The organism is Roseibium litorale, from assembly GCF_014842915.1.
GTDB classification, from domain to species: domain Bacteria; phylum Pseudomonadota; class Alphaproteobacteria; order Rhizobiales; family Stappiaceae; genus Roseibium; species Roseibium litorale.
On record NZ_JACYXI010000001.1, the window covers coordinates 325535 to 347762 of the forward strand.

Genomic DNA, 22228 nt, shown 5'->3' on the forward strand with positions numbered 1-22228 from the left:
AACTCCCCTGTCTCCGGCATTCCAAGTCCAAATTCGGTCTTTTTGATGCCCTCGGGATTACTCGGCCGCATCAGCGACTTCGCCATCCTCGATCTGGGGCACATCGGTACGCTGAAGTTCTACGTTCAGGCCGAGAGACCGCATTTCCTTTACAAGCACGTTGAAGCTTTCCGGAATGCCGGCTTCGAAGGTGTCGTCCCCGCGCACGATGGCCTCATAGACCTTCGTACGGCCGGCAACGTCATCCGACTTGACCGTGAGCATTTCCTGCAGCGTGTAGGCTGCACCGTAAGCTTCAAGCGCCCAGACCTCCATTTCACCGAAGCGCTGGCCACCAAACTGCGCCTTACCACCCAGCGGCTGCTGTGTGACGAGCGAGTACGGACCGATCGAACGGGCGTGGATCTTGTCGTCGACCAGGTGGTGGAGCTTCAACATATAGATGTAGCCCACGGTGACCTGGCGGTCGAATTCCTCACCCGTACGTCCGTCGTACAGCGTCGATTGACCGGACGGCTTCAGACCAGCGATCTTCAGAGCTTCGACGACATCCGGCTCACGCGCACCGTCGAAGACCGGGGTCGCGATGGACACGCCCTTCTTCAGTTGCTCGGCCAGACGGACGATGCCTTCGTCGTCGTAGTCCTTGACGCTGTCGCCCTTCAGGTTGTCGCCGTAGATCTCGACGATCTTGCCACGAAGCTGCTCGACTTCACCGGACTTGCGGTACTGATCGTACAGTTCGCCGATCCGCTTGCCCATGCCGGAACAAGCCCAGCCCAGGTGCGTTTCGAGAATCTGACCGACGTTCATGCGCGACGGCACGCCCAGCGGGTTCAGCACGATATCGACATGCGTACCGTCTTCCAGGAACGGCATGTCTTCGCACGGGTTGATCTTGGAGACCACACCCTTGTTCCCGTGACGGCCGGCCATCTTGTCGCCCGGCTGGATCTTGCGCTTAACGGCAACGAAGACCTTGACCATCTTCATGACGCCCGGCGGCAGTTCGTCACCGCGCTGCAGCTTCTCGACCTTGTCGATGAAACGCTGCTCGAGACGCTTGCGGCTGTCGTCATACTGACCGCGCAGAGCCTCGATCTCGGACATGAACTTCTCGTCATCGGTGGCAAACTGCCACCACTGCGAGCGCGGGAACTCATTCAGGACATCACCGGTCAGAACCGTGTCCTTCTTGGAACCCTTCGGTCCGCTGACAGCGGTCTTGCCCAGCAGCATCTCGGCCAGACGGCCGTAGACGTTACGGTCAAGGATCGCCTGTTCGTCGTCCCGGTCCTTGGCGAGGCGTTCGATTTCCTCACGCTCGATGGCCATCGCGCGCTCGTCTTTTTCAACGCCGTGGCGGTTGAAGACGCGCACTTCCACGATGGTACCGGCAACCCCCGGCGGCAAGCGCAGGGAGGTGTCGCGAACGTCGGAAGCCTTTTCACCGAAGATGGCGCGCAGAAGCTTTTCTTCCGGCGTCATCGGGCTTTCGCCCTTCGGCGTGATCTTGCCGACCAGAATGTCGCCCGGATGAACTTCAGCGCCGATGTACACGATACCGGCTTCGTCGAGGTTCTTCAGAGCCTCTTCGGAGACGTTCGGGATATCACGCGTGATTTCTTCCGGCCCAAGTTTCGTGTCACGTGCCATCACTTCGAATTCCTCGAGGTGGATGGAGGTGAACACGTCGTCGGACACGATCCGCTCGGAGAGCAGGATGGAATCTTCGAAGTTATAGCCGTTCCATGGCATGAATGCGACGAGCACGTTCCGGCCAAGAGCCAGATCGCCCAGATCGGTGGACGGACCATCGGCGATGATATCGCCCTTGGAGATCACGTCACCCACCCGGACCAGCGGACGCTGGTTGATACAGGTGTTCTGGTTGGAACGCTGGAACTTCATCAGACGGTAGATGTCGACGCCCGACTTGGACGGATCGAGATCTTCCGTTGCGCGGATAACGATACGGGTCGCATCGACCTGGTCGACAACACCGCCACGGCGGGCACCGATCGCAGCGCCGGAGTCACGGGCCACGATGGGCTCCATGCCGGTGCCGACGAACGGAGCTTCAGCGCGTACCAGCGGCACGGCCTGACGCTGCATGTTCGAGCCCATCAGTGCGCGGTTGGCGTCATCGTTCTCAAGGAACGGAATGAGCGCGGCCGCGACCGACACGAGCTGCTTCGGCGACACGTCCATAAGGTCCACGCGGTCCGACGGGACCATCATGTTTTCACCGGCGTGACGGCAGGTGATCAGTTCAGTGGTGAACCGGCCGTCTGCGTCATACTCGGCGTTGGACTGTGCAACGTAGTGCTTCGCCTCTTCCATGGCGGAGAGATAAACCACATCGTTGGTAACAACACCGTCCTTGACCTTGCGGTACGGGCTTTCGATGAAGCCGTACTTGTTGACGCGGGCGAAGGTTGCCAGCGAGTTGATCAGACCGATGTTCGGGCCTTCCGGCGTTTCAATCGGGCAGATACGGCCATAGTGCGTCGGATGCACGTCGCGGACTTCGAAGCCAGCGCGCTCGCGGGTCAGACCACCCGGCCCAAGAGCCGACAGACGGCGCTTGTGGGTGACTTCCGAAAGCGGGTTGGTCTGGTCCATGAACTGCGACAGCTGCGAGGAACCGAAGAACTCGCGCACGGCAGCAGCAGCCGGCTTCGCGTTGATCAGATCCTGCGGCATGACCGTGTCGATCTCAACGGAGCTCATACGCTCCTTGATCGCACGTTCCATGCGCAGCAGACCGACGCGGTACTGGTTTTCCATGAGTTCGCCGACCGAACGCACACGGCGGTTGCCGAGGTTGTCGATGTCGTCGATCTCACCCTTGCCGTCGCGCAGTTCCAGCAGAACCTTGATCACGGAGAGGATGTCATCCTTGCGCAGAACGCGCACGGTGTCTTCACACTCCAGATCGAGGCGCATGTTCATCTTCACGCGGCCAACGGCGGAAAGGTCGTAGCGCTCAGCGTCGAAGAACAGCGACTGGAACATGGCTTCCGCGGTGTCGACCGTGGGCGGCTCGCCCGGGCGCATGACGCGGTAGATGTCGAAGAGCGCATCCTCACGGGATTCGTTCTTGTCGACGGCCAGCGTGTTCCGGATGTAAGCGCCGGTGTTGACATGGTCGATGTCGAGGATCGTCAGCTCGTGATAGCCACGATCGATCAGCTCTTCAAGGGATTTGCCGTTCAGCTCTTCACCAGCTTCCGCGTAGATCTCGCCCGACTTCATGTCGACGATATCTTCGGCCAGATACTGGCCATGCAGATCTTCGTCCATGACCTTCAGGCCGGTAACGCCCTTTTCGGTCAGCTGCTTGATCGTGCGCGCAGTGATCTTGCGGCCGGCTTCGACGACAACTTCACCGCTGTCGGCGTCAACCAGGTCGTAGGAGGCCTTGTTGCCCTTCAGACGGTTGCCATCGAACGGCATGCGCCAGGAGCCATCGGCCTGACGCTTGTATTCGATGCGGTTGTAGAAGGTGTTCAGGATCTCTTCGCCATCAAGGCCAAGAGCCATCAGCAGCGAGGTGACCGGGATCTTGCGGCGGCGGTCGATACGCGCATAGACGATGTCCTTGGCGTCGAATTCGATATCGAGCCAGGAACCGCGGTACGGAATGACGCGGGCAGCAAACAGCAGCTTGCCGGAAGAATGGGTCTTGCCCTTGTCATGATCGAAGAAGACGCCCGGGGAACGGTGCATCTGGGAGACGATCACGCGTTCCGTGCCGTTGACAATGAACGTGCCGTTGTCTGTCATGAACGGCATGTCGCCCATGTAGACATCCTGCTCCTTTATGTCCTTGACGGACTTGGCGCCGGTATCTTCATCGACGTCGAACACGATCAGGCGCAGGGTCACCTTCAGCGGTGCTGCGAACGTGATACCGCGCTGGCGGCACTCGTCGATGTCATATTTAGGCGCTTCGAATTCGTAGGACACGAACTCAAGCAGGGAGGTGCCCGCAAAATCAGAAATCGGGAAAACGGACTGGAAGACAGCTTCCAGACCATCGACATGACGGCCGCCACCTGGCATCTCATCGACCTGAAGGAACTGGTCATAAGAAGCCTTCTGAACCTCGATGAGGTTTGGCATGGCCGCGACATCGCGGATGGATCCGTAGTATTTCCGGACTTTTTTGCGACCGTTGAACGTTTGGGTCATTGTCGCTCCTCGTATCGGCCGGGTAACGGCTGGCCGAAACGCCCCTTTTTCAATCGGGCCAAGGCCCAGGCGCTTCGGAAAACCGTCCCCCTAGTGGGACGTTTACCCCGGAACCGGGAAAACCCGCCGGGGCAAGAAAACGGTCCCGGGATGATCCCGGGACCGCGATGGGCTTAAAGCCCTATTACTTCAGCTCAACCTTAGCGCCAGCTTCTTCAAGCTTCTTCTTCAGGTCTTCTGCTTCAGCCTTGGAAACCTGTTCCTTGACGGTCTTCGGAGCGCCTTCGACGAGCTCCTTAGCTTCCTTCAGGCCCAGGCCCGTGATTGCACGGACTTCCTTGATGACGTTGATCTTCTTGTCGCCAGCGTCAGCCAGAACGACGTCGAATTCGGTCTTTTCTTCTTCAGCGGCAGCAGCCGGGCCAGCAGCAGCAGCAACTGCGACCGGAGCAGCAGCGGAAACGCCCCACTTCTCTTCGAGAAGCTTGGACAGTTCAGCAGCTTCCATGACGGTCAGCGCGGACAGTTCATCAACGAGCTTGTTCAGATCAGCCATTTTTCAGTACCTTAAAGTTCGAACCAAATCTTTGGTTACAGACAGTGTATTGGGACGCCTTATGCGGCCTCGTCCTTCTTGGCATACGCGCCGAAGACGCGGGCGAGCTGCCCGGCCGGAGCGTTGACAACCTGGGCGATACGGGTCGCCGGGGTCTGGATCATGCCAACCAGCTTTGCACGCAGCTCGTCGAGCGACGGCATGGAAGCCAGAGACTTGACCCCTTCCGGGTTCAGGTTGGTGGAGCCCAGAGCACCGCCGATGACAACGAGCTTGTCGTTGGTCTTGGCGAAATCCACGACTGCCTTCGGGGCTGCGACCGGATCATCGGAATAAGCGATGATGGTCGGACCCGTGAACAGATCGGAGATGTGTTCCAGTTCCGTGCCTTGAAGGGCAAGTTTCACAAGGCGGTTCTTTGCGACTTTGACAGTGCCGCCGGCAGCGCGCACGGACGAACGAAGTGCCGTCATCTGCGCAACCGAAAGACCTGCATAGTGCGCGACGACGACAACGCTGGTGTTACCCAGTTCGCCGTTGAGAGCCGTCACGAACTCGTGCTTTTCCGCTCTTTCCACTTGCCTTCTCCAGTTGGTGGCGTTACCGCCACCGGTTTACCTTTGCCACATGCGCGGTTCCCGAACCCGGGAACGCCACATGCGACGCTCAGGGGTCCTGTCCCCTCGCCCGCGTCTGAGAACGCATGGCAAGGTCTGGTTCGAACCTCTGCCCCATCGGGGAAAACTGGTTCTCACCTATCTATGCAGGCCCATTCGGCTTAAACCGGTTTCCCGGCACCTGCAGTCTCGGACAGGGATGACCCGGCAGCGAACCGCCGGATCGATCCGGATGGTTGCCCAGCCGGAAACTTGTCAATCCGCGAACGGATTATTCGGCGATCGTTGCCAGATCGACCTTCACGCCCGGACCCATCGTGGAGGACAGAGCGATGCGCTTCAGGTAAGAACCCTTTGCGCCAGTCGGCTTTGCCTTCTGGATGGCGTCGACGAGAGCCTTGATGTTCTCAACCAGGGCATCCTGGGAGAACGACAGCTTGCCAACACCGGCGTGAACGATACCGGCCTTTTCGACGCGGAACTGCACAGCGCCGCCCTTTGCATCGCGAACTGCAGACGCGACGTCCGGGGTCACGGTGCCAACCTTCGGGTTTGGCATCAGGCCGCGCGGGCCGAGAACCTTACCGAGACGGCCAACGAGCGGCATCATGTCCGGGGTTGCAATGCAGCGATCGAAATCGATCTTGCCGCCCTGGACTTCTTCCACCAGCTCTTCAGCACCAACAACGTCTGCACCGGCTGCACGAGCCTGGTCGGCCTTGTCACCACGTGCGAACACGGCAACGCGAACGCTCTTGCCAGTACCGTTCGGCAGAACGCAGACACCGCGGACCATCTGGTCGGCGTGACGCGGGTCAACACCGAGGTTAATTGCGATTTCGACGGTTTCGTCAAACTTGGCCGTGCCGCGTTCCTTGATCAGGCCGAGAGCCTCACCCAGGGAATAGGTCTTGTTGCGGTCGATGCCTTCGCGAGCTGCGCTGATGCGCTTTCCTACCTTAGCCATGAACCTTACTCCGTGACCTCGAGGCCCATGGAACGGGCGGAACCTTCAACCATCAGCATTGCTGCTTCGATGTCGTTGGCGTTCAGATCTTTCATCTTGGCTTCGGCGATTTCCTTCACCTGAGCCTTCGTGACAGAACCAACGGTGCCACGGCCCGGAGTCTTGGAACCGGACTTGAGGCCAGCAGCCTTCTTCAGGAAGAAGGAGACCGGAGCGGTCTTGATCGCGAACGTGAACGACTTGTCAGAGAAGTACGTGATCACGACCGGGCAAGGCGCACCCTTTTCGATATCCTGGGTCTGCGCGTTGAACGCCTTGCAGAACTCCATGATGTTCAGGCCGCGCTGACCCAGCGCAGGACCGATCGGGGGCGACGGAGTTGCGGAACCGGCAGGCACCTGCAACTTAATGTAACCATCAATTTTCTTCGCCATTATTCTCTCCAAATGCGAATGCCGGACATGGCCGTCCAGCTTCTTCAGGAGTTGGTGGTAGGGCCCTTGAGCGATGCCCGGCGATGAGCATCAGAACCTGCCACCCACTTCCGATCCGGCACACAAAGCGCGCAGATCAACGACTGCGCCGCCCTGAGGCGGCACAAAAGGGTCAGACCTTATCGACCTGACCAAACTCGAGCTCGACCGGAGTTGCGCGACCGAAGATGGACACAGCAACCTTCAGACGGGCGCGCTCATCATCCACTTCCTCGACAATGCCGGAGAAGGAGGCAAACGGACCGTCCGACACCCGGACGTTTTCACCGACCTCGAAGCTGACAGACGGCTTCGGACGCTCAACACCTTCCTGAACCTGATTCAGGATGCGCATGGCTTCAGCTTCGGAAATCGGCAGAGGCTTACCCTTGCCGCCAAGAAACCCGCTCACCTTCGGCGTGTCCTTGACCAGGTGGAAAGCCTCATTGGTCATGTCCATCTTGACGAGAACATAACCCGGGAAGAACTTGCGCTCGGCGTCAACCTTGCGGCCGCGGCGCACTTCAACAACCTTTTCAGTCGGAACGAGAATCTCATCAAAGAGATCCTCAAGCCCCTGCTGTTCGACCTTCTCGCGAATGGCCTCGGCGACCTTCCTCTCGAAATTGGAATAGGCGTGTACGATGTACCAGCGCTTGGCCATAACAGTCTTATCCGCTTCTTATTCTTCTAGAGTTCCTGCGCCGGGCGGCGAAAATCAGCCACCCACACCGAGAAGATAACCAACACCCAAAGCCATCAGCTCATCGGCAGCCAGGAAGAAAATCGACGCAATGAGAACCATCACGAACACCATCAAGGTGGTGATTGCGGTCTCGCGGCGCGTAGGCCAGGTCACCTTCCGGGTTTCGGAGCGCACCTGCTGGACAAATGTAAAAGGGTTGGACTTGGCCATTCCGATTCCGGTCTGTTAAACACGAGTGGGCGCGCAGAAATTTCCGCGCGCCTCACCCGAGAAGTCTCTTTAAGCTCTCGGGAGCCAATGATCAAGAGCAAAAATGGCAGGGGCAGCAGGGCTCGAACCCGCGACCTGCGGTTTTGGAGACCGCCGCTCTACCAACTGAGCTATACCCCTTCAGAGTGCCGGATCCAGATCTTGACCCGGCTTGCTCTTGTGATCCCCGAACCGAAACCCTGGGATCGGAGGGAACCGGATCACAAGGACCCGATTCCCGTCACCTTATATGATCAGGCGATGATGGATGCAACCACGCCGGCGCCGACGGTACGGCCACCTTCGCGGATAGCGAAGCGCAGGCCGTCTTCCATGGCGATCGGCACGATCAGCGTGACCACGACCGACACGTTGTCGCCCGGCATCACCATTTCTGTGCCTTCCGGCAGTTCAACGATGCCCGTCACGTCGGTCGTGCGGAAGTAGAACTGCGGACGGTAGTTCGTGAAGAACGGAGTGTGACGGCCGCCTTCTTCCTTGGTCAGGATGTAGGCTTCTGCCTTGAACTTCGTGTGCGGGGTTACAGAACCCGGCTTGCAAAGAACCTGGCCACGCTCAACATCTTCACGGCCAACGCCGCGGATCAGGGCACCGATGTTGTCGCCTGCTTCACCGCTATCCAGCAGCTTGCGGAACATTTCAACGCCGGTAACCGTCGTCTTGCGGGTATCCTTGATGCCGACGATCTCGACTTCTTCACCAACCTTGACGATACCGCGCTCGACGCGGCCGGTCACAACCGTGCCGCGGCCGGAGATCGAGAACACGTCTTCGATCGGCATCAGGAACGGCTGGTCCTTCGGACGTTCCGGGGTCGGGATGTAGGCGTCGACAGCGTCCATCAGGGCGCGGATCGCGTCACGGCCGATAGCCGGGTCGCGGTTTTCGACAGCTGCCAGAGCAGAACCCTTGACGATCGGAATGTCGTCGCCCGGGAAGTCGTAGGAGGACAGCAGCTCGCGCAGTTCCATTTCGACGAGCTCGAGGAGCTCTTCGTCATCGACCTGGTCGACCTTGTTCAGGAACACGACGAGGGCCGGAACGCCAACCTGACGGGCGAGCAGGATGTGCTCGCGGGTCTGCGGCATCGGGCCGTCAGCTGCCGAGCAAACCAGGATCGCGCCGTCCATCTGGGCAGCACCGGTGATCATGTTCTTGACGTAGTCGGCGTGACCCGGGCAGTCAACGTGTGCGTAGTGACGGTTAGCCGTCTCATACTCAACGTGCGCCGTGGAGATGGTGATGCCGCGTGCCTTTTCTTCCGGCGCCGCGTCGATCTGGTCATAAGCCTTGGCAACCGCGCCACCAGCTTCAGCCAGCGTCATCGTGATTGCAGCCGTCAGAGTCGTCTTGCCATGGTCAACGTGGCCAATCGTGCCGATGTTGACGTGCGGCTTATTACGCTCAAATTTTTCCTTCGCCATCGCGTCGCTCTCTGTCCAATACGCGTTTCAACCGATAAAGGCTCGAGGCGGGACGCTTTCCGGCGCTACGGTCTGACCGCAAGTCGACGAATTGCTTCCCGTAAATACATTCGAGATTTGCCGTTGCTGAAGTCGCCTTCCGCGCCGGACACTCCGATCAGCACCCATGATGGAGCGGGTGAAGGGAATCGAACCCTCGTCATCAGCTTGGAAGGCTGTTGCTCTACCATTGAGCTACACCCGCGCACCGACATAAGCCGGGACTATGGTGGAGGAGGTTGGATTCGAACCAACGTAGGCTTAGCCAACGGATTTACAGTCCGTCCCCTTTAGCCACTCGGGCACTCCTCCATCAAGTCCTGCTTCGCGCCGAAGCGGTCAGGATGGCTTACCGAAGAGCCCGTCCGAACCGGACGAGCAATCCCGTGGCGCGTGTTATGCAGATGGGGGCCTTTGGTGTCAACGCCCATTTTCTGATGAAAAAGGAAATTCTTCATCTTCGCTCCGCGGGGTCCGGCACCACCTGTGAAAAAGCCGCCGGGAAACCGCAGAACTCTAGGGATTTCCATGACATGGAAGGTTCAGGGCTCAAGTGTTTTCCGGCCTGTGGATGAAATCACCCCTGTTGATTTTCTTAAGAAGAATACCGGCCGCAAGTGAATCGGTGCGGCAAAGGCACCTGCTTTTTCCAGTTTCCGCTGTCCCTTCCTCCACCCGGCACTTGCCGGAAACCGGGCTTTGGCGCAAAAGAGGCCCATGACAGACAATTCTTCGTCCTTCAGGCGCCCGGCCAAGCCGCGCCACAAGCCCGCACCACGCCGCCCTGGCCTGCCGCCAGAAGGCCCCGTGCTTCTATATGGTCTTCACACTGTGGAAGCCGCCTTTGCCAACAAGGCCCGCAAGCGCAACAAGCTCTATGCGACCGAAAATGCGCAGAACCGGCTTTCTGAGCGCGGCGTGCGCATAGATGTGCCCGTTGAAACGATGATGCCGCGCGCGCTCGACCGGATGGTCACCAAGGACGCTGTTCATCAGGGCCTGATTCTGGAAGCAGATCCCCTGCCCGCCTATGGCCCGCGCGAGCTTAAAGGGGCCCGGCTTGTGCTGGCTCTCGATCAGGTCACAGATCCGCATAACGTCGGCGCCATTCTGCGCTCCGCCGTTGCTCTTGCGGCTGACGCCGTGGTGACCACTGAACGGCACGCACCGGAAGAAGGTCCGGTGCTGGCAAAATCCGCCTCCGGCGCCCTCGACATGATTAAACATGTGCGCGTGAAGAACATGGCCCGTTTCATCACCGAGATGAAGGAAGAAGGCTTCGGCTGCATCGCCCTCGACAGCGATGGCCCGGCCTCTCTTGAAGAGACGGAATTCGGCGACAAGACCGTGCTGGTTCTGGGCAGCGAAGGCAAGGGCGTGCGCCAGGGCGTACGCGAAGCCTGCGGCACCCTCGCCCGCCTCGATATGCCCGGCGAGATCCGCTCCCTCAATGTCTCCAACGCCGCTGTGCTGTCTCTTTATGTTGCACGGATGAAGATGGGGCTTTGAACCACCCTGTCACCGGCCGGTTCAAAACCAGAACGCTATCCGCTTAAACTCCGTGCCGTCCCGGCCTTGCGCCGGGGCCTCAATTGATTGGCAACTCCGCTCCTAGATCGCTTCCTCCTGCGGGATCCTTCCGAAAGTCAGGAGGTTGCCATGCGGGTCGTGGATGTAAAATTCCTTCATGTCCCAGGGCCGGACTTCAAAGCCGCTCAATCCCGGCACCTCCGCAGTCCGGAATTCCTCATAAAGCCCATCAATGCCGCCGCCGCGGATGTAGCAGCTCGCATTCTCGCAAAGCCGCCGGTCGTCCACAGGCCAGAAATGCAGCTCCATGGAACCGCGCCGGACAATCAGCCGGGTCTCGTCCTTGTAGATCAAGCCGAAACGCAAGACGTCCCGATAGAAGGACAGCGTTTCATCGAGATCCAGAGACGGCAGAACCGGGATACAAAGAACCTCATCACTCATTGCGCATCTCCCTCAGGGGCCCGATCCGCAGGGTTCGGCAGGCTCACACTATATCCGGACTGATAGGCAATAGGCAGGAAGCGGCGGTGATACTCTGCAAAGGTCGCGTCCGGGTCCAGTTCCGGAAACAAATTGGGATGGAGCCACTTGGCAAGTTGCTGAACCGCGATGAACTCATAAGGGCTGTTGTAGAACTGGTGCCAGATGCCGTGAAAGGCGCGGGTCTTCTGGGCCGCAATCCCCGCATAGGCCGGACGGCCGGTGAACCATTCCAGCTTCTTTTCCGCTTTCGCCATATCCGCGCCGGGCCCCAGCGGGATCCAGTGCCCGCCCGGCACATAGGCCTCCCAGTCCGCGCTGGTGACAACCACATGCTCCGGGTTTGAGACGATCACCTGCTCCGGGTTGATCTGGCCAAAGGTGCCGGGCAGAAACTCCGTGCCAATGTTATCGCCACCAGCCAGATCCACATACTTGCCGAAATTCCCGTTGCCGAAAGTCAGGCAGCAATCTTCGGTATAGCCACCGATCCGCTCGATAAAGACCTTTGGCCGCTTTGGTTTTTCCCGCTCCAGCACGTCCGTCACGCGGGCCATCGCCTTTTGCCGGAAGGAGATGATCTCCTCCGCCCGCTGTTCCCGGCCCATGACCTTGCCCAGCAGACGGATCGAGGGCTCGGTGTTTTTCAAAGGCTCATGACGGAAGTCGATGTAGAGCACCGGGATACCGAGGGCAGACAGTTTGGCGATATAATCCGCATCCTCATTCGCCCGCATGGCCTCCAGATTGAGAAGAACCACATCCGGCTTCTGGATAACCGCGCCTTCAATATCGATCAGGCTGTTTTCCTGCCCCTTGAAGGACGGAAGATCCTCAAGAGCGGGAAAGGCTTTCAGATACTGCCGGTAGGTCGCAGGATCCGCCTGTTTCAGATCGTCCCGCCAGGCAGTCATATGTCCGAGCGGATCCTCCGGAGCGAGCGAGGCAACCAGATAGAGCTGCCGCCCTTCTCCAAGCAGCATCCGCTCTACGGGAACCTGCACCTCGACCTCCCGGCCCGCGACATCGACGACAGAGACCATCTTTTTCTCGTCAGCGCAGGCGGTGCCGCCAAACAAAACAAGTGTAACAACAAGCGCCAGCCCGGCAGGAGAAAATCTGGCAAAGAACATTATCAGCCTCCGTTGCAACAGCCCCTTTTTAAGGGGGCCCGCTTCCCTGCGTGGCTGATGGAACGATGGCTGGCAGGATGAGAAATATACCGGGGACGAAAGCCCGCCTGGCCACTTTGGGCAACGGCGGGTCGCCGACTCGCGCGCCGTGTTACAGAACAGCCTCGAAGCCTTCAAACTTCGGAGGACCGGCATAATAGCCGCGCGTGCCGCCAGCATTCTTGTGGGCATCGCGGAACTGCTCCGACTTGGTCCAGGCTATGAAATCCTCCCGGCTGGCCCAGACCGTATGCGACGCATAGAGCACAACGCCGGCCTCTTCATCAGCCGGGCCTTTCAGAAGATGGAAACTTTGAAAGCCCTTCAGCTCGGACAGGCGGCTGTCGCGCCCGCGCCAGACCGCTTCAAAATCCGCCTCTTGCCCCGCCTTCACCTGGAACCGGTTCATCGCGATAAACATCGTCATACTCCAGCAAATACAAACCTGGGCAAAACGCCCGGATCAAAACATGATTTATATATTCATATTTATACCCACCCTGTCTTGCAAGCTTCCCTTTTGCCCACCGCAGCCGCTCCCCGGGGAGCGGCTGGTTCCGGAAATTCTCCTGCCCCTTCTCCGCCGGAGTGGAAAACTGCCAAAGGGGGATGCACAGGAAAAAACTTTCTGCTAAAGACCCCCTCATGTGCCGGTATAGCTCAGCTGGTAGAGCATCTGATTTGTAATCAGGGGGTCGCGGGTTCGAATCCTGCTGCCGGCACCACTTTTCCCTTCCTGACATTCCTGTCGAGGCTTACGTGTCACGCCGGTCTGAAATAGGCTCTTGGCGAACAAGGTCTTTCTGCTGTTTATTGGCGCGCAGAAACACCGGAGGTAAAGAGCCTCCGCAGCCGACCGGGAACGTTGCATGAATCAGATCGCTCAGGCCACGCGAAGCGGAAACAGTTTCCGCCACCTTGCCTTCGTGGCCAGCGACACGGCAGAGGCGCAGGAGGCAAAAGAGCGCCTGTCCGCCATTTATGGCGGCACCGCGCCAGAAGATTCCGATGCGATCGTCGCCCTCGGCGGCGACGGGTTGATGCTGCAAACCCTGCATGCGTTTCTGGGCACCAGGATACCGATTTACGGTATGAACCGCGGTTCGGTCGGCTTTCTCATGAATGAATACCGAGAAGAGGGTTTGCTCGAACGCATCTCAAATGCGGATATCACCGCAATCCACCCGTTGAGCATGACGGTCACCGACAAGGACGGACTGCAGTATACGGCCCGGGCAATCAACGAGGTCTCGCTTCTCCGGCAAACGTCACAAGCGGCAAGACTTCGCATTTCTGTTGATGGGCGCGTCCGCCTCGAAGAGCTGATCTGCGACGGCTGCCTCGTTGCAACCCCGGCTGGCAGCACCGCCTACAATCTTTCGGCTCATGGGCCGATCCTGCCGATCTACGCGCCGCTTCTGGCACTCACCCCAATCAGCGCCTTCAGGCCCCGCCGGTGGCGAGGCGGGCTGCTGCCCAACAGGGCCAGGGTCGACATCGAGGTTCTGGATCCAGGAAAGCGTCCGGTCAGCGCATCAGCGGACCACAAGGAGTTCCGGGACGTAATCCAGGTGACCGTTCATGAGGACGCTGATATGGACGGTTTGATCATGTTTGATTCCGACCATGGATGGGACGAGCGTATTCTGACAGAGATGTTCCGGTATTGAACCGGTACATTTCCGTTTCATTAACTGTTAAAATCAACAGCCCATAATGGTCAGCGGCATCAGGAGACGGCTCCGGGTGCTGACCAATAGCCGGAAAGACAGCAGGATGTGTGCCGACTTGACCGACGATGAGAACTATGAAGTCGTCAAGCCTCCGACGGACCTGCGCAAGAAGGTGCGCATCTTGAGCCCGCGGGAAGCCAAGAAATTCGATCCAGTGAAGGCAGCGGAAACCGCATTGGCCCGTCTCGCGCAGAACTTTGACGGCTGGATGACCAGCAGCGCGAAAGACCTTCACGACGCCTACGGGCTTCTTGAAGCACAAGGCATCAACGCCGGAACGGTCGATGGTCTCTATCAGGCAGCCCATAACTTGAAGGGCCAGGCGGCCACGCTTGGCTATCCGCTTGTCGGCGAAGTCGCAGGCAGCCTGTGTTATCTGATCGAGGAAGTCCCCTCTCCTTCGGACCTTCCCAAGGCACTCTTGGCGCAATATGTGGACGCGATCCGGGCGATGGTCAGTGAAAATGCCCGGGACCAGGACAATGCGGTTGGAACAGCGCTTCTGACAAAGCTGAACGAAGTCACGAATGACTACCTGAGCCGGGTCCGCCAGATCGGCTGACGGCAACCCGGTCCTGGCACGCGCTGAACAGGTTTTCCCGGCGAGGCTCTACAGCCATCATGCCGCGTGCAGCGCGGGCTTTCTGAGCTGGTCCAGCACAAGACGGGCTTCCTGACGTGCGATGTCAGCGGCAAACCGCCTCAGGAATGTGACGATGTCTGTCTGCGCGGACAATCCGTCATCCTGCAGTTCGCTCAAAACCTGCTCTGTCAGTTGCTTTGTCAGCTCGAGGCTGAGGTCGCTCGTGAAGCTTCCAGCCCGCCTGCGGGCAATTTCAATGGCCAAGACAAACACTTGATATGAGCGCACCGGCAGACCCGCCTTGCGCAGAAGGGCCCTGAGTGCGGCCGGGCGGCCCGAGACCAGCGTCTGGGCAAACCGGGCAGACGGCACACCCGTCAGAGCCGACATCGCACAAACGAAAAAGCGGTTCTGGCCACAGCAGAGCGATCTGAGCAGCAGCCGTGTGGTCAATCCGCCGGTGGCCCTCAAATGTTCAACAAGTTCGGCCAGCCCGTCTTCATCCGAAGCCTCCGCAAGCTTCAGGGCGATCTTGTCCGAGGCCTCCGCCAGGAACTCCCGCTCGTCCTCCTCATCTTGCACATGCGGCAGAACCAGAGGGTGGGTTACCAGCGTTTCCGCGTGGCAGTGCAAAAGCCTGTGGCGAAGCGCGACCGGCAGCTCTGTCAGATGGAGAAGCGCGTTGCGGATGTCTGCATCCCGTCCGAACCTCTCGGTCAGGCGGGCAAGGGTTCCGGCCAAAAGGGCGGCGCCCGGATTGGTCAGCAAGGCCAGAACGGTTCCCGCTGGAGCCACCTCGGCAATTGCGGCGCAAAGTGCGGGCGAGACCTTCTTGCGGCCTGCCACCGCCTCCCCGACCTTGCCGGAAGGATGAGCAAGGCAGTCGATCAGATCCGCATCGCTCAAAAGCTGTGAACGGGACACAACCGGCACGGCGGCCTCTTCCTCATCCCCCGCAAGAGCCAGAACGACACTGAACGGAACGTCAGACCGGTCTGCGATTCCCGCCGCAAGAACGGTGCGGACCGTCACGCAAGGATCGTCCAGAAGAAGGGTCATCGCGGAAGTGAGCGCCTTCCGCGCGCCAGCGCCGAATGTGTCGTTTTTCCAAGCGCAGACCAGATCGGCAGCCGCTGTCACACGCAGGTCCTCCTGCGTATTGTCCAACCTGTTGAGCAAGTCTTGAAGAGTCATGGCACCGCTAACACAAACCGTTATTGAAGCATCATCGCTTCAAAGGCTTAACGTTCGGTTCACCATAAAAATGCGGAGGAGGATTCTGCCGCGTCACACCGGTGGAAGCAGGTCTTTCTTCTTCTGCGCCACTTCGTAGGTCAGAAACTTCGTCAGGTCCAAGGGCCCTTCGCCCAGCAGGCCATTGCTTTGCTCCTGCAGCGCAAGCGTTGTCGATGGACCAGAAGCGGCTGTGTCGGCGCTCGTGAAGATTGCCGATCTCTCAGCAGCCGAGAAGGCGGAATCGAAGCGCGAGCGCAGGGTCTGACGTTCGGAAGAGGGATCGTTCCGGAACAACGCCTGGAACGGACCTTCCGCATCATGCGCCTTGAAGGCAGACACAGCCTCATTGGTTGCTGTCTCCAGGTTTTCACCCAGGCTCTGGCTCTCGTCGGCAAAGGCCAGAACCTCGCTGCCAGACGAAACAGGCTTGTGACCTGGCACGAGACCGACAGACGAGATGCCCTTCGTGCGCTCTGGAGAAACACTGGCAATCATCGTCACGGCATCATGCTTGGAGGTGATTGCCGAATAGACTTCTGCGTTGCTGCGGGCCGTGCCGTCAGAATTATAGAAGATCGATTTATTGGCCTTGGCCTGCGCCGGGAACAGCTTGTCCGCCCGTGCCTCCGCATTGCTCTGCGTGGACTCGATCAGCCGCTTGGCTCCATTGGCGCCGAGGAAATGCGCCATATAGAGCTCGCCCTCGCTCGGATCGCGGCCAAGCTTGCGGGTCAGATAGTCCGCGTTTTTCTGAGTGAAGGCACCAGCCATCAGCGAGGCGATTTCGGGATCCTTACGCAGATTCAGGATTTCCTGCCGCGCCTGGGGATCGGACACCACATACTTGCCGCTTTTGGTCTGCTGGATTTGATCGGCGTATTTGCCAAGCCCCAGTTCAGCGCCGGATTCCTTCATCGTTTCCAGCCAAGTGGATTCAATGAACTGGAACAGTCCGGTCGCACTGGAGGTCTTGGCCTTGGCGTCCGTGTTGAAGGACGATTCACGGGCAGCGGTCTTCACAAGGTAATCGAAGGAAGTACCTGTCGATGTGCTTGCTGTTTGGAATGCTTGCTCGATCCGGGACGCGATCGAGGCAGAGTCAGCGACGCGCATTTCCCTTCTCCTCGATTGAATGGTTACTGGTTGGTTAATTTCGCACCCAATTGGTTAACAAAACCTTAACAAGCAACCTTCCCGCTCCGGCACATCCGTTGAAACCGCGTTTTCCTGTGCATTCAAATGCAAAGAGCCGGAAACACCCGGTCTCCGGCTCAAATCCGCGACGTCACTTTTGACGAGGATCTGTCAGGATTTGGGCCGTTCCAGCTCAAACACCTCGGTCACAGCGGCATAATCCATGTAGCCGAGTCGGGACAGATGCTGCACGCCGGTCATGTCCAGCCGTCCGTCTTTCAGGCAGGCATCGTCGATATGGACCGCGACCACCTGACCAAGCACGATCCAGGAATTGGTCGGCGTTCCATCCAGATCGGACGGACGGATAACCTGCAGAACCTTGCATTCCAGAGCCGCGGGAGCCGCAGCCACGCGCGGAGCCTTGACCAGCTGGCACGGGGCCATTTCCAGACCCGCCCGCTCGAACTCGGACTCCCCGTGGGGAAGTGGCGCGGATGAGGCATTCATCGCATCGCGCAGGGCAAAGCTCACCAGATTGCAGACAAACTCACCGGTGGCCTCCACATTTGCCACGGTGTCCTTGTAGCCGGAAGAGGAGAACATCACCATCGGCGGGGCATCCCCCACAGCATTGAAGAAGCTGTAAGGCGCAAGATTTGGCTTCCCCTCCGCGTCCAGTGTCGAGATCCAGCCTATGGGCCGCGGCGCGACAATCGCCTTGAACGGGTTGAACTTCAGCCCGTGATCATTGGTGGCGGTCTCGTAGAACATGGATCAGCTCTCCTGCCAGTTGGTAACAATGCCGGCGAGCTCCGGACGCGGCCGTTCGAATGGCGGCTGGGTCGGGGTGCCGATATGGATGAACCCTGCAAAACGCTCGCCTTCGCGGCGTCCGAGATAGAGGGAGGCTTCCTCGTCGAAACAATACCACTCGGACAGCCACTGGGCCGCATAGCCGGAAGCACTGGCTGCATTGACGAGAGACAGGCAAACCGCCCCAGCCGAAAGCTCCTGCTCCCAGACGGGGATCTTGGGATGGACCGCAGCCGTGCTGATAACACCGATAACCACGGCTCCGCGCGTGAAACGGGTCAGCTCTTGCTCCCGGCGGGCATCATCCAGCGGGCCATTACGCTCCTCAGCCATCTGCGCCAGCCGCTCTCCGATCGCCTTGCCCTGCCCGTCCCGGTAGATCACGAAACGCCAGGGCGCCAGTTTGCCATGATCGGGAACACGCGCGCCTGCCGTCAGGATGGCCGTCAGTTCGGCCTCATTTGGCCCGGGCGCGGACAGCGTGACAGAAGGGTGCGAGCGGCGGGTCAGCAGAAAGTCGAGAACTTCCGGACGGCGGGGGGCAAATTCAGACATGATGAAACCCTGGCTGCTTGGGTTTGAAGAGTGGAGGCCCCTTGACGTAATCCATTCACAGCCGATGTCAACCAGATGAGAAATGTCTTGAATTCGTCCCAATTTCGGACGAACAAGACAGATCATTTGAAAGCAGGGTCTACAGTCATCGAGGCTGGGATGACTCGTGCAATCGGGTAAATGGTGGAACGGGCTGATCCGGGCCGGGACACCTGCAGATGCCGGATACGGGAAACAGGCGGACAAAAGTCCGCGGCAACAGCTCCACAACGGCGGAGCCGAACAGGAAAAGTGCAGGAAGTGAGACAGCGTTTCGCCCTTTGGCTTGGTGTAGTGACGTGGATTTTGTCCGCAAGCGTATCTGCAGCGCTTGCACAGGAGCTGGCCGCTCCCTTGACGAGTGACCTCGCCACCCCTTTTTCCGCAGCTCTTTCCTCCGACAAAGCCCCAATGCCCCCGGCTCCCAAGCCCCACCCCGATGCGCCGGTAGAGGCGGCGGAAACGCCAATCGAGAACCTTCTCGACCGGGCTCCCGAGCCGCTTTTCTCAGACACGCTCGTTCCCTACGCCCCGTCCGTTCATCTGAATGCCGCCGGAACGCCTGCGGAAAATCAAGGCGCGCTTTATCTGATCGCCCGCCTGAACCGGGACAGCCAGCCGATCGAAAAAGGCCTGATCTGGCGGATTTACAGCGAGACGACAAATGAGGAAGGCCGCCTGGAGCTGGTCGCCACCTCGGAAGGCGGCGATGCGGAATTCCGGCTGGATCCTGGCGTCTACCTGATCCACACGTCCTATGGTTATGCCAGCGCGGTGAACCGCATCGTGATGGGCCGCGATGTGAAGTCTAAAATGGTGACGCTTAATGCCGGCGGGCTGAAGCTTGAGGCCGCTCTGAGCGATGACAACACGATCAAGAAGGGGCCGGTTCTCTTCGACATCTATGGCACGGAGTTCGATGAGCGCGGCGAACGCAAACTCGTCGCCCGCAACGTTCAGCCGGGCAAAATCATCCGCCTGGCAGCAGATACCTACCATGTGGTCAGCCGCTACGGCGATGCGAATGCGGTGGTACGGGCCGATATTCAGGTCATTGCCGGCAAGCTGACCGAAGCCACCATGCATCACAAGGCCGCCGGCATCACCCTAAAACTCGTCAATGCTCCGGGCGGGGAAGCCATCGCCAACACGTCATGGGCCGTTCTCAGCCCCGGCGGCGATGTTGTGGTCGAAGCCAACGGCGCCTTCCCGCGCTTCGTCCTGGCCTCCGGCGAATATGAAGTGATTGCCCGCAACAACGGCGTGAACTACCGCTCGGACTTTGAGGTCCAGACCGGCAACGACCGGGAAGTCGAGGTCATGGCCTCTGCGGAAAACGAGGCGGTTTCAAACTAGAGCACAGCCGGCTCTTGCAATCATCTTTCAAGGCCATCCGGCCAGAGGGCATGAAAAAAGCCGCTGAAAAACCAGCGGCTTGAGATTGATGACAAACCTAAGGGTTCAGGATTTTCTCTCCGCGCCGTCCCGGCCTTGAGCCGGGACCTGTCTAAATACCCTATTTCTTTCAATAAAATAGATAGACGATAGATCCCGGATCTTCGCTTCGCTACGTCCGGAAAAGCGCGGTGGTGGGGTTTGTCAGCAGACTGAAGCGCTGAAAAACCAGCGGCTTTTCTCGTTTCACATGAACGGCATATCAGCCGCGCTTCAGATCCGGCGCGATAGCCTCGTCCTTGAAGGCTGCGATCGCATCATCCAGGCTCATGGCCGTCTGGTTCTGAGAGCCCAGGCGGCGGATGTTGACCGTCCGCTCTTCGGCCTCGCGCTTGCCGCAGACCACCATGACCGGCACCTTGGCCAGCGAGTGCTCACGGACCTTGTAGTTGATCTTCTCGTTGCGGAAGTCGGTCTCGACCTTGAGACCAGCCTTGCGCAGAAGCTCAGCCACTTCCCGGCCATAGTCATCGGCTTCCGACGTGATCGTCGCCACCACGGCCTGCACCGGCGACAGCCAGAGCGGGAAGTGACCGGCGAAGTTCTCGATCAAAATGCCGAGGAAGCGTTCCATGGACCCGCAGATCGCGCGGTGGATCATCACCGGGGTCTTCTTCTCGCCATCGCTGTCGACGAAGAAGGCACCAAAGCGTTCCGGCAGGTTGAAGTCGACCTGGGTCGTGCCGCACTGCCATTCACGGCCGATGGCATCGCGCAGGGTATATTCGAACTTCGGACCGTAGAACGCGCCCTCGCCCGGCAGAATATCGGTCTTGATGCGGCCGCCGGACTGATCGGCGATCTGCTTCAGAACACGGGACATGACCTCTTCGGCATGATCCCACAGTTCATCGGACCCAACGCGCTTTTCCGGACGGGTCGAGAGTTTCACCACGATCTCGTTGAAGCCGAAGTCCTCATAGACCGACAGGATCAGGTCGTTGATCTTCAGGCACTCGGCCGCCATCTGCTCTTCCGTGCAGAAGATATGCGCGTCGTCCTGGGTGAAGCCGCGCACGCGCATCAGCCCGTGCATCGCACCCGAGGGCTCGTAACGGTGCACCGCGCCGAACTCGGCAAGGCGCAGCGGCAGGTCGCGATAGGACTTCAGCCCGTGCTTGAAAATCTGAACGTGGCCGGGGCAGTTCATCGGCTTCAGGGCGAAGACACGGGTGTCTTCAGCTTCCGTATCTGCACACTGAACGGAGAACATATTCTCCTTGTACCAGCCCCAGTGACCGGAGGTCTCCCACAGCGAGGTGTCGAGTACCTGCGGTGCATTCACCTCGTCATAGTCGGCTTCCAGACGGCGGCGCATGTAAGCGGTCAGCTTCTGGAACAGGCTCCAGCCCTTGGCATGCCAGAAGACAACGCCCGGACCTTCTTCCTGGAAATGGAACAGATCCATCTCGCGGCCAAGCTTTCGGTGATCGCGCTTCTCGGCTTCTTCCAGCATGTGGAGATAGCCCTTGAGATCCGCGTCATTCGCCCAGGCGGTGGCATAGATACGGGTCAGCATCTCGTTGTTGCTGTCCCCGCGCCAGTAGGCACCGGCCACCTTCATCAGCTTGAAGCTGTCGCCGATCTGACGGGTGTTGGCCATATGCGGGCCACGGCACAGGTCCAGCCACTGGCCCTGGCGGTAGATCTTGAGATCCTGGCCTTCCGGGATGGCATCGACCAGCTCGACCTTGTAGTCCTCGCCCTTGGCCTTGAAGAACTGCTTCGCCTCGTCCCGGCTCCAGATCTCCTTGGTGAAGGCGGCGCCACGGGCGATGATCTCGCGCATCTTCTTTTCGATGACCGGCAGATCTTCCGGCGTGAACGGCCAGTCTTCACGCGTATCCGGGTGGACGCGCTTGAAGTCGTAATAAAAACCGTTCTCGATCACCGGCCCAATGGTCACCTGGGTGCCCGGCCACAGTTCCTGCACGGCTTCCGCCATCACGTGGGCGGCATCGTGCCGGATCAGCTCAAGTGCGCGGGGATCGTCGCGGGTGACGATCTCGATCCGGGCATTGGCTGTGATCGGGTCGGAAAGGTCCTTGAGTTCCCCATCCAGGGCCATCGCCACGGCCTTCTTGGCCAGCGACTTGGAAATGCCTTCGGCGACCGCTGCACCGGTGGTGCCGGGAGCGATTTCACGAATGGAATTGTCGGGGAAAGTCAGTTGAATCATGCGTCTTCTCCTGCTCACTCCTGCGAACAAGGCAGGTAAGCTGTCGGTGTTTTGAAGGCGCCTT

General features: G+C 59.3%; 20 protein-coding genes and 4 tRNA genes. 5 read left to right on the forward strand and 19 right to left on the reverse strand.

What is annotated here, in order from left to right; all coding sequences use genetic code 11:
• Positions 1 to 57: 57 nt before the first annotated feature.
• The 11 genes from rpoB to IG616_RS01810 form a co-directional block, all read right to left on the reverse strand.
• Positions 58 to 4197, reverse strand: a complete 4140-nt coding sequence (gene rpoB / locus IG616_RS01760) for a DNA-directed RNA polymerase subunit beta (protein WP_192145804.1) — start codon at positions 4195 to 4197, stop codon at positions 58 to 60.
• 184 nt (positions 4198 to 4381) lie between these two features.
• Complete coding sequence (gene rplL, locus IG616_RS01765) at positions 4382 to 4753, reverse strand: 50S ribosomal protein L7/L12 (protein WP_192145806.1); 372 nt, start codon at positions 4751 to 4753, stop codon at positions 4382 to 4384.
• A gap of 59 nt (positions 4754 to 4812) precedes the next feature.
• Complete coding sequence (gene rplJ / locus IG616_RS01770; RefSeq protein ID WP_073011937.1) at positions 4813 to 5331, reverse strand: 50S ribosomal protein L10; 519 nt, start codon at positions 5329 to 5331, stop codon at positions 4813 to 4815.
• Between the two features lie 310 nt (positions 5332 to 5641).
• A complete protein-coding gene (gene rplA / locus IG616_RS01775) occupies positions 5642 to 6337 on the reverse strand; it encodes a 50S ribosomal protein L1 (protein WP_192145808.1) in 696 nt (231 codons plus the stop codon).
• 5 nt (positions 6338 to 6342) lie between these two features.
• Positions 6343 to 6771 (reverse strand): 50S ribosomal protein L11, encoded by a 429-nt coding sequence (gene rplK / locus IG616_RS01780; protein WP_073011943.1) that lies wholly within the window; start codon positions 6769 to 6771, stop codon positions 6343 to 6345.
• A 172-nt stretch (positions 6772 to 6943) separates the two neighbouring features.
• On the reverse strand, positions 6944 to 7474 hold the full coding sequence (gene nusG / locus IG616_RS01785; RefSeq protein WP_192145810.1) for a transcription termination/antitermination protein NusG: 531 nt from the start codon (positions 7472 to 7474) through the stop codon (positions 6944 to 6946).
• 54 nt (positions 7475 to 7528) lie between these two features.
• Positions 7529 to 7726 (reverse strand): preprotein translocase subunit SecE, encoded by a 198-nt coding sequence (secE, locus tag IG616_RS01790; RefSeq protein WP_192145812.1) that lies wholly within the window; start codon positions 7724 to 7726, stop codon positions 7529 to 7531.
• 104 nt (positions 7727 to 7830) lie between these two features.
• A tRNA-Trp gene (locus IG616_RS01795) sits at positions 7831 to 7906 on the reverse strand.
• A 113-nt stretch (positions 7907 to 8019) separates the two neighbouring features.
• A complete protein-coding gene (tuf, locus tag IG616_RS01800) occupies positions 8020 to 9210 on the reverse strand; it encodes an elongation factor Tu (RefSeq protein ID WP_073011916.1) in 1191 nt (396 codons plus the stop codon).
• Positions 9211 to 9380: 170 nt separating this feature from the next.
• Positions 9381 to 9454 (reverse strand) — tRNA-Gly (locus tag IG616_RS01805).
• 22 nt (positions 9455 to 9476) lie between these two features.
• A tRNA-Tyr gene (locus tag IG616_RS01810) sits at positions 9477 to 9561 on the reverse strand.
• Positions 9562 to 9966: 405 nt separating this feature from the next.
• On the opposite strand from IG616_RS01810, the gene IG616_RS01815 reads away from it, so the two are divergent.
• Positions 9967 to 10758, forward strand: coding sequence for a TrmH family RNA methyltransferase (locus IG616_RS01815; RefSeq protein ID WP_192145814.1), 792 nt, complete (start codon positions 9967 to 9969; stop codon positions 10756 to 10758).
• Between the two features lie 102 nt (positions 10759 to 10860).
• Here IG616_RS01815 and IG616_RS01820 read toward each other — a convergent pair whose 3' ends face one another.
• The 3 genes from IG616_RS01820 to hmuQ all read right to left on the reverse strand — a co-directional run bounded on the left by IG616_RS01820 (position 10861) and on the right by hmuQ (position 12855).
• Positions 10861 to 11223 (reverse strand): bleomycin resistance protein, encoded by a 363-nt coding sequence (locus tag IG616_RS01820; RefSeq protein WP_192145816.1) that lies wholly within the window; start codon positions 11221 to 11223, stop codon positions 10861 to 10863.
• Complete coding sequence (locus IG616_RS01825; protein ID WP_192145818.1) at positions 11220 to 12395, reverse strand: ABC transporter substrate-binding protein; 1176 nt, start codon at positions 12393 to 12395, stop codon at positions 11220 to 11222. Before IG616_RS01825 ends, IG616_RS01820 begins: the two co-directional genes overlap by 4 nt.
• A 151-nt stretch (positions 12396 to 12546) precedes the next feature.
• A complete protein-coding gene (gene hmuQ, locus IG616_RS01830; RefSeq protein ID WP_192145820.1) occupies positions 12547 to 12855 on the reverse strand; it encodes a heme-degrading protein HmuQ in 309 nt (102 codons plus the stop codon).
• Between the two features lie 228 nt (positions 12856 to 13083).
• On the opposite strand from hmuQ, the gene IG616_RS01835 reads away from it, so the two are divergent.
• From IG616_RS01835 to IG616_RS01845, 3 genes are all read left to right on the forward strand, one after another.
• A tRNA-Thr gene (locus IG616_RS01835) sits at positions 13084 to 13159 on the forward strand.
• A 144-nt stretch (positions 13160 to 13303) separates the two neighbouring features.
• On the forward strand, positions 13304 to 14104 hold the full coding sequence (locus IG616_RS01840) for an NAD kinase (protein WP_192145822.1): 801 nt from the start codon (positions 13304 to 13306) through the stop codon (positions 14102 to 14104).
• A gap of 118 nt (positions 14105 to 14222) precedes the next feature.
• The gene (locus tag IG616_RS01845) at positions 14223 to 14729 is read left to right on the forward strand and encodes an Hpt domain-containing protein (protein WP_209007224.1); all 507 of its coding nucleotides are present in this window, start codon (positions 14223 to 14225) and stop codon (positions 14727 to 14729) included.
• A 57-nt stretch (positions 14730 to 14786) separates the two neighbouring features.
• On the opposite strand, the gene IG616_RS01850 is transcribed toward IG616_RS01845, so the two are convergent.
• From IG616_RS01850 to IG616_RS01865, 4 genes are all read right to left on the reverse strand, one after another.
• Positions 14787 to 15890: a DUF2336 domain-containing protein gene (locus tag IG616_RS01850; RefSeq protein WP_192145826.1), complete on the reverse strand. Its 1104-nt coding sequence runs from the start codon at positions 15888 to 15890 to the stop codon at positions 14787 to 14789.
• Positions 15891 to 16037: 147 nt separating this feature from the next.
• Positions 16038 to 17099 carry a lytic transglycosylase domain-containing protein gene (locus IG616_RS01855; RefSeq protein WP_192145828.1) on the reverse strand — a complete coding sequence of 354 codons (1062 nt, stop codon included), beginning with the start codon at positions 17097 to 17099 and terminating at the stop codon, positions 16038 to 16040.
• Between the two features lie 192 nt (positions 17100 to 17291).
• Positions 17292 to 17894 carry a flavin reductase family protein gene (locus tag IG616_RS01860; RefSeq protein WP_192145830.1) on the reverse strand — a complete coding sequence of 201 codons (603 nt, stop codon included), beginning with the start codon at positions 17892 to 17894 and terminating at the stop codon, positions 17292 to 17294.
• A gap of 3 nt (positions 17895 to 17897) precedes the next feature.
• Complete coding sequence (locus IG616_RS01865) at positions 17898 to 18491, reverse strand: nitroreductase family protein (protein ID WP_192145833.1); 594 nt, start codon at positions 18489 to 18491, stop codon at positions 17898 to 17900.
• Between the two features lie 300 nt (positions 18492 to 18791).
• Here IG616_RS01865 and IG616_RS01870 point away from each other — a divergent pair, with 300 nt between their 5' ends.
• A complete protein-coding gene (locus tag IG616_RS01870; protein WP_192145835.1) occupies positions 18792 to 19886 on the forward strand; it encodes a hypothetical protein in 1095 nt (364 codons plus the stop codon).
• A gap of 301 nt (positions 19887 to 20187) precedes the next feature.
• On the opposite strand, the gene thrS is transcribed toward IG616_RS01870, so the two are convergent.
• Positions 20188 to 22164 (reverse strand): threonine--tRNA ligase, encoded by a 1977-nt coding sequence (gene thrS, locus IG616_RS01875; protein WP_192145837.1) that lies wholly within the window; start codon positions 22162 to 22164, stop codon positions 20188 to 20190.
• Positions 22165 to 22228: the final 64 nt, after the last annotated feature.

Excerpts from the sequence above, each read along its gene's own strand:
- IG616_RS01820 (WP_192145816.1), bottom strand. The coding sequence starts at position 11,223 with ATGAGTGATGAGGTTCTTTGTATCCCGGTTCTGCCGTCTCTGGATCTC.
- IG616_RS01860 (WP_192145830.1), bottom strand. The coding sequence starts at position 17,894 with ATGTTCTACGAGACCGCCACCAATGATCACGGGCTGAAGTTCAACCCG.
- secE (WP_192145812.1), bottom strand. The coding sequence starts at position 7,726 with ATGGCCAAGTCCAACCCTTTTACATTTGTCCAGCAGGTGCGCTCCGAA.
- rpoB (WP_192145804.1), bottom strand. The coding sequence starts at position 4,197 with ATGACCCAAACGTTCAACGGTCGCAAAAAAGTCCGGAAATACTACGGA.
- rplL (WP_192145806.1), bottom strand. The coding sequence starts at position 4,753 with ATGGCTGATCTGAACAAGCTCGTTGATGAACTGTCCGCGCTGACCGTC.
- IG616_RS01865 (WP_192145833.1), bottom strand. The coding sequence starts at position 18,491 with ATGTCTGAATTTGCCCCCCGCCGTCCGGAAGTTCTCGACTTTCTGCTG.
- IG616_RS01825 (WP_192145818.1), bottom strand. The coding sequence starts at position 12,395 with ATGTTCTTTGCCAGATTTTCTCCTGCCGGGCTGGCGCTTGTTGTTACA.
- tuf (WP_073011916.1), bottom strand. The coding sequence starts at position 9,210 with ATGGCGAAGGAAAAATTTGAGCGTAATAAGCCGCACGTCAACATCGGC.
- nusG (WP_192145810.1), bottom strand. The coding sequence starts at position 7,474 with ATGGCCAAGCGCTGGTACATCGTACACGCCTATTCCAATTTCGAGAGG.
- hmuQ (WP_192145820.1), bottom strand. The coding sequence starts at position 12,855 with ATGTTTATCGCGATGAACCGGTTCCAGGTGAAGGCGGGGCAAGAGGCG.
- IG616_RS01855 (WP_192145828.1), bottom strand. The coding sequence starts at position 17,099 with ATGCGCGTCGCTGACTCTGCCTCGATCGCGTCCCGGATCGAGCAAGCA.
- IG616_RS01815 (WP_192145814.1), top strand. The coding sequence starts at position 9,967 with ATGACAGACAATTCTTCGTCCTTCAGGCGCCCGGCCAAGCCGCGCCAC.
- IG616_RS01840 (WP_192145822.1), top strand. The coding sequence starts at position 13,304 with ATGAATCAGATCGCTCAGGCCACGCGAAGCGGAAACAGTTTCCGCCAC.
- rplK (WP_073011943.1), bottom strand. The coding sequence starts at position 6,771 with ATGGCGAAGAAAATTGATGGTTACATTAAGTTGCAGGTGCCTGCCGGT.
- rplA (WP_192145808.1), bottom strand. The coding sequence starts at position 6,337 with ATGGCTAAGGTAGGAAAGCGCATCAGCGCAGCTCGCGAAGGCATCGAC.
- thrS (WP_192145837.1), bottom strand. The coding sequence starts at position 22,164 with ATGATTCAACTGACTTTCCCCGACAATTCCATTCGTGAAATCGCTCCC.